The following is a 12269-nucleotide window of genomic DNA, read 5'->3' on the forward strand; positions in this document are numbered from 1 at the left end:
CGTTCGCGGTCGCCCCATGTCCGAAGCCTTCGAAGTTCCCAGCCCCCACGAAAAACACCTTGAACACACCACCGAGCATGCTCACGGCCGCGGCGATAGCTTTGCCAGTCGTATCGCCGTGATGACCGCGATCATGGCGACCGTCGGTGCCATGCTCAGCTATCAGGCCGGCTCCAGCGAAAGTGAAGCTGCGATGGACAAGAACAACGCCGCCATCATCAAGACCGAAGCCGCTAACCAGTGGAACTACTACCAGGCCAAATCCAGCCGCCAGAACCTGGCAGAACTGGCCAGCCATATTCCCGGCGTGGATGCGGCGCATTACCAGGCGGAGATCGAGCGCTACAAGCGCCAGAAGGAAGAAGTGCGTAAACAGGCCGAAACGCTTGAGGCCACTTCACGGGACTGGGACCACAAATCCGAGGAAGCGCTGCACCAGCACCATCGCTGGGCCCAGGCGATGACGGCGATTCAGATCGCGATTTCATTGGCGGCGATTACCCTGCTCACGCGCAAGGAATGGCTCAAACGCATGTCGTACACCGCCGGCGGGGTGGCGGTGATGTTGGGTGGCCTGGCGTGGCTGCATCTCTGACACGCCGAAGAATAAATGTGGGCGCTGTCGAGCCCCAACCAGGCTGCAATGGGATCACCGCGCAGTACCTGCCAGACTGCGACCCAGCCTCGCTGATTGATTTCAATCTGCCAACTGAGCGCTTAGAGTGTCGCCCCCCCGAGAATTGAATCTCGAGATTGAACCTATGGAGTTATGAGTGAAATACGTCAGTAAAGTCGTTGCAGCAGCCGTACTTAGTTTCACCCTGGCAGGTTGCACCGGCACCGCCATGAAAACCCAGCAATACGACGCCAGCCAATACACCGTCCTCGGCCACAGCGAAGCCAGCGCCACCGGCATCATGCTGCTGGGCGTCATCCCCATCGGCCAGAACAACCGCTTCGTACGCGCCCAGGATGCAGCCATCAAGGCCAAGGGCGGCGACGCGTTGATCAACACACAAGTGCAGGAAAAGTGGTTCTGGGCTTGGGTATTGAACGGTTACACCACCAAAATCTCCGGTGATGTGATCAAGCTGAAAACCGCGCAATAAAGTACGAAATTGCCAGGGCGCTGACCCCGGCAAGCGACGTATCATGGGCCTGACTTTCGAGGATGGCCCATGAACCTCAGCATCATTTACGCCCTCGCGGCCGCCGCCCTGTTCGGCGCCAGCACCCCGCTCGCCAAAAGTCTTGGCCTGGGCCTCTCGCCCATCCTGCTCGCCGGCCTGCTCTACCTCGGCAGCGGCATTGGCCTTGCCGGTGTGCGCTTGATCCGTGATCGCGGCTGGAAACCTACCGGGCTAACCCCATCGGAATGGCCCTGGCTACTTGGCGCCATCGCCTTCGGCGGCCTCCTCGGCCCCGTTGCACTGATGTTCGGCCTGACCCGCACCACCAGCGCCAGCGCCTCCCTGATGCTCAACCTTGAATCGGTACTGACCGCCGTGATCGCCTGGGTCGTGTTCCGCGAAAACGCCGACCGACGCATCGTCCTCGGCATGCTTGCCATTGTGTTGGGCGGCGTGGTGTTGTCGTGGTCCGGTGCTGACAGCAGCCATCAGGACTGGACCGGACCGCTCGCCGTTGCGCTGGCGTGTTTGTGCTGGGGCATTGATAACAACCTGACGCGCAAGGTGTCGGCGTCTGACGCGCTCTTTATCGCTGGCGCCAAGGGTTTGATTGCGGGGTTGGTGAATTGCAGCCTGGCGCTTTACCTGGGGGCGCAGATTCCGGGCATGGCGCAACTGGCGCCGATTCTACTGGTAGGTTTCCTCGGCTATGGCATCAGCCTGGTGATGTTCGTGCTGGCCCTCCGCGGGCTGGGCAGCGCGCGTACCGGCGCTTACTTCTCCACGGCACCCTTTCTCGGTGCTGCAGTGGCGTTACTGGTGTTTGGCGAGTCGGTGACCGTCGCCTTCTGGATTGCCTCGGCGCTGATGGCCGTGGGCGTGTGCCTGCACCTGACGGAGCGGCATGCCCATGAGCATGTGCATGAGGCAACGCAACATGGGCACTGGCATGTGCATGATGAGCATCATCAACATGAGCATGGGTTTGAGTGGGACTCGAAGGTGCCTCATAGCCATGAGCATGCGCATGGAGTGATGAGGCATAGCCATGCGCACTTTCCGGATGTGCATCATCGGCATAGGCATTGAGGGCGGGCTTAGGCATAGGGTGTGGGTGGCTTTCGGCAACGTCCTACACGTCACTCAGAAGCGATGGGCTGCCGTTTTAAAATCGCCACACCTATAGTCTGACGGTCGCTCACATAGCGAACGGGTTTGGCGACCCGATGATAAATCGATAGATGCCTCTCGGGATTTGCGGGATGCTTCTGCGCGCAATAAGCTGCTCGACGGTAGCTGTGCGCGGGAGACCTTCGGGTCTGCCGGTTTTTCCGATTGTCCCGGTTCGCCAACCTGCGTACAGCTGCCACCCTTTTGTTTGGCGACAAATGTGTGGTTGCTCTCCTTTGACAACCGGAGTTCAACATATGAACCAATACATCGCCCTTACCAGCAACGACAGCGCCACCCCTGCCCTATTTGTCGACACCACCGTGCCGCTGGGAATACTCCTCGATGCTGCGACCTATCGGCTTCGTGCTGTTACTCAAGTCCTTGAGAATCTTGCGCTACGTAGTGAGATCAGCAGTGATGCGGTGGTGCTGAGTGACTTGGCATTGCTCTGCTCCATTCCGCTGCGGGACGGATGCGATTTACTTGATGTCATGGGGCGACGGATAGACGTGTCCTGCGCATGATTTAAGAGCAGTAGGTTTTCAACTTAAAAATTACGAAACCCCAGGTTTCTTTCGAAACCTGGGGTTTCGTTTGCTTCGAATGTGGTGAAATGAAAATTAAATAAATCTGTCCCCTTTTTCCACTGCTCAATTCCGCTGCGGGACGGGTGCGATTTGCTCGATGTGATTGGACGAGGGATGGATGTGCCGAGCGCGTGACCTAAGAAATCTACGTTCTCAAACTTAAAAACTACAATCCCTCTGGTTCCCTCTCAAACCAGAGGGATTGTTTGCTTCGAATTTGGTAGTGAAGAGAAATCAAATAAATCCGTCACCTTTTTCCTTTCGCCGATCGAAGGTACGCGGCGCCTATCGAGTCACGAAAAAACCCGGCGCTTGATGCGCAAGGCTCGACTGGTGGCACCTGTGTGGGATGCCTTGCGGAAGGGCGATGCGTTGACACCACGGCGAAAAGCGGAAACCGTGGAAATTATTGAGCGGGACAACAAGACCGTACGCCGGCACACGCTGCACTTCGTATCCTTGAACACCAAAAGCGGGATCCCACACGCCAACGACTTCGTCGTGCGTGATCGTTTTTTCAAAGCTCACTTACTCGCAGCCGGGGTCTGCTATCGAGGTCCTGGGCAGTGCCGGCACACATATGCCAGCCAGTTACTTACGACGGGCATAGCCTCTATCGACTGGATCGCCGAGCAGATGGGTCACACCAACGGCAACATGATTCGCCGGCATTACGGGACATGGATCAACGAAGACGGGCCAGACGTAGTAGGAATGCTGCAGCTGGCTCCGAAAATCTAAAAGGTTAATCTGCCGCCGATCCAGTCCGAGTCTTCTTTCCATCATGCTGGTGTCAAAATCTTCAAAACACCTGTACTGTTGAAAGGCACTTAGCCATCACACATAATAGAAAAGCGAGGTTTGTCTGCTGCGCAATAGAATAAACAGCGGAAAATTTCCACCATACTAAAGGGAGTAGGTATGCACTTAGTAGTAAGAAGTCACTTAGCAGATTTTGCCAATAAGTTTTTCGTAAGCGACATCCAGTCCAAACAATTTGAAGCATTCTTGAACTACGTGATATTTAGGTCACACTCCGCAGACACAATTGACCCTGCATCACTTGTATACGATGGCGATGATCCGGGTGTGGATGGAGTTATGGTATTTATTGACGACAGCTACGTATCGTCAGTAGACGAAGTCGAAAACGCAATGGCTGGTAAACGACGCGACGCTGACGTAACTATAGTATTCACTCAAGCAAAAACCTCAGAGAGTTGGTCCAAAGCTGAGATAAACGTATTTCAGTCTGCCATTTCAGACTTTTTATCTGAGGAGGTTGCATATCCTCATAGCGACTACATGACCAATGCCAAAGAAGTATTTCAAGCCGTACTGAAACACCTAGGAAAAATCAAAGGTGGAAAACCGGAAGTTCAGGCTTGTTTCGGCACCACCGCAAGAGCGTCAAACGACCGCGAAATATTGGCGGCAAGGAAAGCGCTAGCAACATCGCTAACGAGCACTGGCTATTTCACAAAGGTCGATGTAACACTAATCGATAGAGACAGCATTATAGATTTATGGACCGCAGCAGAGGGCCAAGTAGAAGCCACTCTTAAAATCATTGGCAATGCGCCTTTCCCACGTACTTCCGATATAGAGGAAGGCTACGTAGTAACGGTCAGAGCTCAAGATTTTATCAAGGAAATTTTGACGGACAAGAATGGCAAGCTGCGTCAAAGAATTTTTGAAGAGAACGTAAGGGACTTTATAGGAACCAATGGTGACGTCAATAAAGAGATGACCGAGACCCTTCTTGACCCAATAAAGCAAAAACGCTTCGGCATTCTCAACAACGGCATTACGATGATTTCACCCGATGTCCGACTCGGAGCTCTGGAGATTTTTGTAAGAGATTTCCAAATCGTGAACGGCTGTCAAACGTCTAACATCCTTTTCGAAAACAGAAATGTCGTATCAGAAGATGTAACGATAATGTTGAAACTTATCGAAACTTCAGATCCGGCAGTTGTAGACGACATTGTTAGATCCACTAATAGACAAGCAAAGGTTGATGAAGACGAATTTCTAGCAACCCTTGACGCAGTTAAAGCATTAGAGCGTTACTTCGATGCTCGTGGAACCGATGATGAACGCCAACTCTACTTCGAACGCAGAAAAAACCAATTTCTAGCGAAAGAGGATGTTAAGGCAATACGGCTTTTCGACATTAGAGAAATTGCTCGGTGTGTTGCTGCAATGTTTCTGGACAAACCGGACATTGCGAGCCGTTACCCCAACAAACTCACCGGAGAACTTCGCACGCTTGTATTTGATAAAAGCTACGCCGAAGAGCCTTATTACACGGCCGCATTTACCTCATACAGACTTAAGCTACTACTTGGCAACGGAAAAATAGACAAAAGCTATTCAAAGTGTCGCTGGCACATTATGATGGCATTGAAATATTTTGTATGCGGCGAAAAAAGCATGCAGCTTAACTCAAATAAAATCAAAGCGGAGTGTGCAAAAATTGAAGCTTTCCTTAGTGCTAGTGACGACGCCACAGTAAAGATCATTAAAGATCTATGCGCTGCGATCATTGATATTGATGTGAGCAGAGACAAGCTCAGAGGAAGCGTTTTAGCTGCCGAAGTTAAAGAAAAAGCACTCGAATTTCGTAAGCAAAACGCTCTTGTTCAAGAATAATTTAATCGAGAGATTATTATTTTTGATCGTGAAACGCCCGAAGCAACATATGTAATACGAGCATCAATAGTCCCGCCGCATCGCTTAACTATGATCGGCGGGACTCTTGCAGCTTCAGCCCTCCTACCCTCACCGCGCGACCAGCACGGACTGGTAAAAACCTCCGCCCCTGTATCAGTTTCATTTGGCGAGTTTTCAGACGCGAATGAAGTAATAGCCATCCGTATTATCAAGGACTGCGCTCTCAGAATGCGATGTTGCAGTAGAGACGTGCGTGGACAGTTTGGCGATTAGTTAGGCCTAGGCAGGCTGGGAAGCTGGATTTTTCTTCGCACCAAAATAGCGCAACAGTCCCATGGTGGTCCCATGGAACCATTTTTCGGGCGTCAAAAACCACAAACCCCCGGCTTTCTCTAGGAAAACCAGGGGTTTGTGTTTACTTAATGTGGCGGTGAAGGAGAGATTCGAACTCTCGATACAATTTCTTGTATACACACTTTCCAGGCGTGCTCCTTAAGCCACTCGGACACTTCACCGTATCTCGTCAAACCAGTTCAGTCTGTCGAGGCGCGCTAATGTAGTCGAAAGCCTTTCTGATGGCAAAGGTTTTTTTCAGAATTTTCATGCGGTTAGACCGTTATGCCATTCACCGTCCGGCAAGGGGTGGTGATTGTGCCATTCTCAGGCAGCGGCGGCACGCGTCTGGAGCGCTTGCTGCGCCCTGCTCCGCGGTGTCTACCCTTGGGGATACAGGAAAAGCCTGACTGGGTAGTCAGTCACGGCGCTTTACCCGCGGGGGCGTGGTGAGTAACGTCTGCGCATCTACCTCTATAACAAGCCCTACAAGGAACCGCGTCATGAGTGAGTTGATTGCCTACCACTTCGAAGACGGTATCGCGACCCTGACCCTGAGCAACGGCAAGGTGAATGCCATTTCTCCGGCGGTGGTCAGTGAGTTTAATGCGGCGCTGGATCAGGCCGAGAAGGATCGGGCAGTGGTGATCATCACGGGCACGCCGGGGATCTTGTCGGGTGGTTATGATTTGAAGGTGATGACCGCTGGCCCTAAAGAGGCAATCAGCCTGGTGACCTCGGGTTCGACCCTGGCGCGGCGGATGTTGGCGCATCCGTTCCCGGTGATCGTGGCCTGCCCTGGCCATGCGGTGGCCAAAGGCGCGTTCCTGTTGTTGTCGGCCGATTATCGGATTGGCGTCGAAGGCCCGTTCAGCATTGGTCTGAATGAAGTGGCGATTGGCATGACCATGCACCATGCCGGTATCGAGTTGGCGCGGGATCGCCTGCGTAAGTCGGCGTTTCAGCGTTCGGTGATCAATGCCGAGATGTTTGATCCGCAAGGCGCCTTGCACGCCGGTTTCCTCGACAAAGTGGTGGCACCCGAAGAACTGCACGCTGCAGCACTGGAAGCAGCGCGGCAGCTGAAGAAGATCAATATGAACGCCCACAAGCACACCAAGTTGAAAGTACGCCGCGCGCTGCTCGAAGCCCTGGACGATGCAATCATCCAGGATCAGGGCCATAGCCTGAGCTAAGTCCTACACCTGCTGTGCCTGAGCCCGACCTTGAGTCGGGCTTTTTCTTACCTATAAATGTGAAACGTCCGTAGCCGCTCTAGCTAGCCGTTATCGGCTCATGTGGAAACATGCGCTTAAACATCGGCTATTTCCTACGTCTGTAGGGGCAATTGCCGAATACAGTGCACATCCGTACACTGCGCCACCTTTTGTCCCTATGGGCCGTGTCGATGCTTTTTCTGTTGCGTATGTTGTTGATGGGCCTGCATTTTATGATCGCTGGCGTGCTGGGTGTGCTGGTCGGTGTGTGCAGGCCGTTCAACCCGGACAACAGCCGTCTCTGCGCTCGCCTCTATGCGTTGCCGGCCATGCGGATCTTGGGCTTGAACGTGAAGACCGACGTCGACTCGCTGCGCGACAAGCCCGGTACCTGCGTGGTGATCGCCAACCATCAGTCCAATTACGATTTGTTTGTGTTCGGCAATGTAGTGCCCCACCGCACGGTCTGCATCGCCAAGAAAAGCCTGAAATGGGTACCACTGTTCGGCCAGTTGTTCTGGCTGGCGGGCAATGTGCTGATCGACCGTGGCAATGCGCACAAGGCCCGGCGTGCGATGCTGACGACCACGCATACCTTGCAGCATGAGGACACGTCAATCTGGGTGTTCCCGGAAGGTACGCGCAACCTGGGCAAAGGGTTGTTGCCGTTCAAGAAAGGCGCGTTCCATATGGCGATTGCGGCCGGTGTGCCTATCGTGCAGGTGTGTGTCAGCAATTACGTGACGCAGATGAAGCTCAATCGTTGGGACAGCGGCAGTGTGCTGATACGCTCGTTGCCGCCGATTCCTACCTGTGGGTTGACGGTGGATGACATCCCTCAGTTGCTGCTGACGTGTCAGACGCAGATGGATGAATGCATCGCGCAGATGGACCGTGAGCTTGTAGGAGCGAGCTTGCTCGCGAAAAACGTATAAGCGACGCGGGTCACCTGATGGCGCTGCGTTATCGTTGACGATTTTCGCGAGCAAGCTCGCTCCTACAGGGGAGTGGGCAATGTCGGTGAGCAACAACGGAACGCCATTCAGGCTAAGCTGCCCAACATCTGTCCTCTTGATAAGAAGTGATCAGCACCATGGGTAGAGTTGTTGCGGCTGCCGTCTACAGCGCCGGTAAGAAAGTCTCGGATATCACTCTCGATGAAGGCGCGGCCTGGGCCGCCAAACCTGGGCACTTTGTGTGGATCGGCCTGGAAGAACCCAGCGCCCAGGAACTGAACAACCTGCAACGCCAGTTCAACCTGCACGAGCTGGCGATTGAAGACGCCATGGAAAAACACAGCCGCCCGAAGCTGGAAACCTTCGGCGACGCGCTGTTTATCGTCACCTACTCACCGGTGCGCGAGAACGGCAAGCTGGAGTTTATCGAAACCCATATTTTTGCCGGCAACGGCTACATCATAACCGCACGCAACGGTCACTCGGCGTCCTACGGCTTTGTGCGCCAACGCTGTGAGGCGCGCCCGTTGTTGCTGGAGCATGGGGAAGATTTCGTACTCTATGCGTTGCTGGATTTTGTCACTGAAAACTACCAGCCGGTGAGCGAGGCGATCCACGCCGAGATTGATGAGTTGGAGCGTAACGTGCTGTGCAGTTCGCTCAACGAGCGCGATATCCAGCACCTCCACGGCCTGCGCCGCGATGTGTTACGGCTCAAGCGGCACGTGGCGCCAATGGTGGAGATCAGCCAGGAGTTGCAGAAGCTGAGCTTCCCGTTTATCGACAAGAACATGCGCCCGTATTTCCGTGATGTGCAAATCCACGTGACGCGGCAAATGGAAGACCTCACCACCCTGCGCGACATTGCCAGCCAGACCATCGAGATCGGTGTGTTGCTGGAGGCGTCGCGCCAGAGCGTGGTGCAGCGCAAGTTCGCCGCGTGGGCGGCGATCCTGGCGTTCCCCACGGCGGTGGCGGGGATTTACGGGATGAACTTTCAGAACATGCCCGAGCTGCAATGGCACTACGGCTATTTTGCGGTGCTCGGTTTTATTACCTTGGGCTGTACCGGTTTATGGGCCAGCTTCAAGCGTTCGGGCTGGCTTTAAGCCTTGGCTTCAGGCTGGTGCGCCACAAAGCGCATCATCCACTCCGCCACGGTCACGCCGTGGTGGTCGCGCTCCAGGCTGGCCACGCCGTTGCTGTAGACCTTTTCACCCAGGGTTGTCTGAAGTATTTCCAGCAACTCACGGGAATAGTCGTGAACAAACTCCGGATGGCCCTGGAAGCACAGCACCTGGTCGCCAATGTGATACGCGGCAAACGGGCAGAATTCGCTCGAGGCGATCACGGTGGCGTTTTCTGGCAAGGTGGTGACTTGGTCCTGGTGGCTGATCAATAGCGTCAGCTGCGGCACCTCGGGGCTCATCCATGGCGTCTTGGCATCCAGTTTGTAGGCGTGGGTGCCCATGCCCCAGCCCTGGCTGGCACGTTCGGCCTTGCCGCCCAGCAGCAGCGCGAGCAACTGATGACCGAAGCACACGCCCAGCAGCTTGTCGCCGCGCTCATAACGCGTGAGCAGGTAGGTTTTGAGCGTCTGGATCCAAGGGTCGGTACCGAACGAATCGGCCTTGCTGCCGGTGATCAGGTACGCGTCAAACACTTCGTCATCCGGCGGGTACTCGCCTTGCACCACGTTGTAGACCACAAACTCGGCGGCTATCGGTTGCTTGGCGAACAGGCGCTTGAACATCTGCCCATAGCCTTGGTACTCATCGATCAAAGCGGGACGCAGAATATCGGTTTCCAGGATGCAGACGCGTAGCGACATAAAAAATACCTGACACGGCGATGGGAATATTGCACACCCAGAGCCTGCCTTGAAATACCTCCCCAAAGCAAGCCCTCAATGGCCGCCCACACTCCCTGTAGGAGCGAGCTAGCTCGCGAAAAACGTCAACGATAACGCAGGTGGCCTGGATAAAAGCGTTGCCTGTGCGTTCTTCGCGAGCAAGCTCGCTCCTACAGTGGAACGTCTAAAACAGCGCGCCTTTTGCGGCTTTTTCCAGTAATAACGCCGGTGGCGAGAAGCGCTCCCCGTACTCCTCGGCGAGGTAGCGGGCGCGGGCGATGAAGTCGTTCAGCCCGTACTGGTTGATAAACTGCAACGCGCCGCCACTCCAAGCGGCAAAACCGATGCCGAAGATTGAACCGACGTTGGCATCCGCCGTGGACATCAACACGCCCTCCTCCACACAGCGCACGGTTTCGATGGCTTGGATAAACAGCAAGCGGTCACGCACATCCTGGGGGGAGATTTGCTTGCCGGGCTGTTCGAACCGGTTTTTCAGCTCAGGCCACAGGTGCTTCTGGCCGCCAGCGGGATAGTCGTAAAAACCACCGCCGGCCGCCTTGCCCGTGCGCTTGTATTCGTTCACCAACAGATCAATCACCGCCGTCGCCGGATGGTTCGGCATAGCCTTGCCTTCGGCCTGCAGGTCCTTGGCCGTTTGCTGTCGGATATGGCTCATCAGGCTGAGGGACACTTCATCGGACACCGCCAGCGGCCCCACTGGCATGCCGGCCTTGCGCGCTTCGGTCTCGATCATCGGCGCCGCCACGCCTTCGCCGAGCATGGCGATGCCTTCGTTGGTAAAGGTGCCGAATACTCGCGAGGTAAAGAAACCGCGACTGTCGTTGACCACAATCGGGGTTTTCTTGATTTGGAGTACGAAGTCAAAACCTCGGGCCAGGGTTTCGTCGCTGGTGCGCGCCCCCTTGATGATTTCCACCAAGGGCATCTTGTCCACGGGGCTGAAGAAGTGCAGGCCGATGAACTTGGCTTGATCAGGCACCGCCGTGGCCAGGCCGCTGATGGGCAAGGTGGAGGTGTTGGAGGCGATCACCGCGTCGGCCCCCACCACGCTTTGCGCTGTGGCCGAGACCTTGGCCTTGAGTGCGCGGTCTTCGAATACGGCTTCGATGATCAGGTCGCAGCCGGCCAGGTCGGCGTCATCCTGCGTAGGATGAATGCGCGCCAGGGTGGTTTCGCGCTGTTCGGCGGTCAATTGCCCACGGCTGACTTTCTTGTCCAGCAATGCGGCCGAATGAGCTTTGCCTTTTTCGGCGGCGGCCAGGGTGATGTCTTTGAGCACCACCTCGATACCCGCACAGGCACTGACATAGGCGATGCCCGCGCCCATCATCCCGGCGCCGAGCACGCCGACTTTGCGCGTTACATAAGGCGCAAAACCCTGCGGTCGCGAGCTGCCGGCATTGATTTGATTGAGCTGGAACCAGAAGGTGCCGATCATGTTCTTCGCTACTTGCCCGGTCACCAGTTCGGTGAAGTAACGGGTTTCGATCAGGTGTGCGGTGTCGAAGTCCACTTGGGCGCCCTCGACTGCAGCACAGAGGATTTTCTCCGGCGCGGGGAAGCAGCCCTGGGTCTTGCTACGCAAGATCGACGGCGCAATGGCGAGCATCTGCGCGACTTTAGGGTGGGACGGCGTGCCGCCGGGAATCGCGTAGCCCTTGTTGTCCCAGGGTTGCCTGACCTGCGGATTAGCCAGAATCCAGGCACGGGCTTGGGCCAGCAATGCCTCGCGATCCGCCGCCAACTCATCAATCAAGCCCGCTTGCAGGGCCTGGGCGGGCCGCACCTTTTTGCCTTCGAGCAAATACGGCAAGGCTTTTTCCAGGCCAAGCATGCGCACCATACGCACCACGCCGCCGCCCCCGGGCAACAGGCCAAGGGTGACTTCCGGCAAACCCAACTGCACGGACTTGTCGTCCAGCGCGACCCGGTGATGGCAAGCCAGGCAAATTTCCCAACCACCGCCCAGGGCCGCGCCATTGATTGCGGCCACCACCGGTTTGCCGAGGGTTTCCAGGCGGCGTAATTGCGCTTTCAATACCAAGACACTGTCGTAGAACGACTTGGCATGGGCTTTATCGACCTTGATCAGCTCATTGAGGTCGCCCCCGGCAAAAAAAGTTTTCTTGGCCGAGGTGATCACCACCCCGGCGATCTCGTCCTTTTCCGCTTCCAGGCGCGCGAGGGTGGCCGCCATGGCTTCACGGTAGGCGGCGTTCATGGTGTTGGCGCTCTGGCCGGGCATGTCCAGGGTCAGTACCACGATCTGGTCCTGGCCTTTTTCGTAACGAATGGCATCGGTCATGACAAATTCCTTAGGC

General features: G+C 55.6%; 10 protein-coding genes, 1 tRNA gene and 1 pseudogene. 9 read left to right on the forward strand and 3 right to left on the reverse strand.

The genetic code is table 11. From position 1 onward, the window contains the following. The first annotated feature begins 16 nt into the window (after positions 1 to 16). The 6 genes and pseudogenes from ACP7CZ_RS17850 (at position 17) to ACP7CZ_RS17875 (ending at position 5545) form a co-directional block, all read left to right on the forward strand. Positions 17 to 595, forward strand: a complete 579-nt coding sequence (locus tag ACP7CZ_RS17850) for a DUF4337 domain-containing protein (RefSeq protein WP_003193347.1) — start codon at positions 17 to 19, stop codon at positions 593 to 595. A 178-nt stretch (positions 596 to 773) separates the two neighbouring features. Beyond that, positions 774 to 1109 (forward strand): hypothetical protein, encoded by a 336-nt coding sequence (locus ACP7CZ_RS17855; protein ID WP_054897205.1) that lies wholly within the window; start codon positions 774 to 776, stop codon positions 1107 to 1109. A 69-nt stretch (positions 1110 to 1178) separates the two neighbouring features. Further along, positions 1179 to 2219: a DMT family transporter gene (locus ACP7CZ_RS17860; protein ID WP_072447384.1), complete on the forward strand. Its 1041-nt coding sequence runs from the start codon at positions 1179 to 1181 to the stop codon at positions 2217 to 2219. Positions 2220 to 2557: 338 nt separating this feature from the next. After that, positions 2558 to 2827, forward strand: coding sequence for a hypothetical protein (locus ACP7CZ_RS17865; protein WP_019820582.1), 270 nt, complete (start codon positions 2558 to 2560; stop codon positions 2825 to 2827). A 319-nt stretch (positions 2828 to 3146) separates the two neighbouring features. Next, positions 3147 to 3631: pseudogene (locus tag ACP7CZ_RS17870) on the forward strand (site-specific integrase); the annotation flags it as partial. A 180-nt stretch (positions 3632 to 3811) separates the two neighbouring features. After that, entirely contained in the window at positions 3812 to 5545 is a 1734-nt protein-coding gene (locus ACP7CZ_RS17875; protein ID WP_294157939.1) for an AIPR family protein, read from the forward strand. Between the two features lie 446 nt (positions 5546 to 5991). On the opposite strand, the gene ACP7CZ_RS17880 is transcribed toward ACP7CZ_RS17875, so the two are convergent. Beyond that, positions 5992 to 6081, reverse strand: a tRNA-Ser gene (locus ACP7CZ_RS17880). 321 nt (positions 6082 to 6402) lie between these two features. On the opposite strand from ACP7CZ_RS17880, the gene ACP7CZ_RS17885 reads away from it, so the two are divergent. The 3 genes from ACP7CZ_RS17885 (at position 6403) to ACP7CZ_RS17895 (ending at position 9181) form a co-directional block, all read left to right on the forward strand. After that, positions 6403 to 7095, forward strand: coding sequence for a crotonase/enoyl-CoA hydratase family protein (locus tag ACP7CZ_RS17885; RefSeq protein ID WP_014719521.1), 693 nt, complete (start codon positions 6403 to 6405; stop codon positions 7093 to 7095). Positions 7096 to 7307: 212 nt separating this feature from the next. Further along, positions 7308 to 8051: a 1-acylglycerol-3-phosphate O-acyltransferase gene (locus ACP7CZ_RS17890; protein WP_217536536.1), complete on the forward strand. Its 744-nt coding sequence runs from the start codon at positions 7308 to 7310 to the stop codon at positions 8049 to 8051. Between the two features lie 158 nt (positions 8052 to 8209). Further along, complete coding sequence (locus ACP7CZ_RS17895) at positions 8210 to 9181, forward strand: magnesium and cobalt transport protein CorA (protein ID WP_003193449.1); 972 nt, start codon at positions 8210 to 8212, stop codon at positions 9179 to 9181. On the opposite strand, the gene ACP7CZ_RS17900 is transcribed toward ACP7CZ_RS17895, so the two are convergent. After that, positions 9178 to 9903 carry an amidotransferase gene (locus ACP7CZ_RS17900; protein ID WP_032901593.1) on the reverse strand — a complete coding sequence of 242 codons (726 nt, stop codon included), beginning with the start codon at positions 9901 to 9903 and terminating at the stop codon, positions 9178 to 9180. The genes ACP7CZ_RS17895 and ACP7CZ_RS17900 overlap by 4 nt on opposite strands. 205 nt (positions 9904 to 10108) lie before the next feature. Further along, on the reverse strand, positions 10109 to 12253 hold the full coding sequence (locus ACP7CZ_RS17905; RefSeq protein WP_294157960.1) for a 3-hydroxyacyl-CoA dehydrogenase NAD-binding domain-containing protein: 2145 nt from the start codon (positions 12251 to 12253) through the stop codon (positions 10109 to 10111). Between the last annotated feature and the right edge of the window lie 16 nt (positions 12254 to 12269).

It is taken from the genome of Pseudomonas sp. DWP2-2, from assembly GCF_049897065.1.
Taxonomy (GTDB): domain Bacteria; phylum Pseudomonadota; class Gammaproteobacteria; order Pseudomonadales; family Pseudomonadaceae; genus Aquipseudomonas; species Aquipseudomonas paracarnis.

Excerpts from the sequence above, each read along its gene's own strand:
- ACP7CZ_RS17850 (WP_003193347.1), top strand. The coding sequence starts at position 17 with ATGTCCGAAGCCTTCGAAGTTCCCAGCCCCCACGAAAAACACCTTGAA.
- ACP7CZ_RS17860 (WP_072447384.1), top strand. The coding sequence starts at position 1,179 with ATGAACCTCAGCATCATTTACGCCCTCGCGGCCGCCGCCCTGTTCGGC.
- ACP7CZ_RS17865 (WP_019820582.1), top strand. The coding sequence starts at position 2,558 with ATGAACCAATACATCGCCCTTACCAGCAACGACAGCGCCACCCCTGCC.
- ACP7CZ_RS17875 (WP_294157939.1), top strand. The coding sequence starts at position 3,812 with ATGCACTTAGTAGTAAGAAGTCACTTAGCAGATTTTGCCAATAAGTTT.
- ACP7CZ_RS17885 (WP_014719521.1), top strand. The coding sequence starts at position 6,403 with ATGAGTGAGTTGATTGCCTACCACTTCGAAGACGGTATCGCGACCCTG.
- ACP7CZ_RS17890 (WP_217536536.1), top strand. The coding sequence starts at position 7,308 with ATGCTTTTTCTGTTGCGTATGTTGTTGATGGGCCTGCATTTTATGATC.
- ACP7CZ_RS17895 (WP_003193449.1), top strand. The coding sequence starts at position 8,210 with ATGGGTAGAGTTGTTGCGGCTGCCGTCTACAGCGCCGGTAAGAAAGTC.
- ACP7CZ_RS17900 (WP_032901593.1), bottom strand. The coding sequence starts at position 9,903 with ATGTCGCTACGCGTCTGCATCCTGGAAACCGATATTCTGCGTCCCGCT.
- ACP7CZ_RS17905 (WP_294157960.1), bottom strand. The coding sequence starts at position 12,253 with ATGACCGATGCCATTCGTTACGAAAAAGGCCAGGACCAGATCGTGGTA.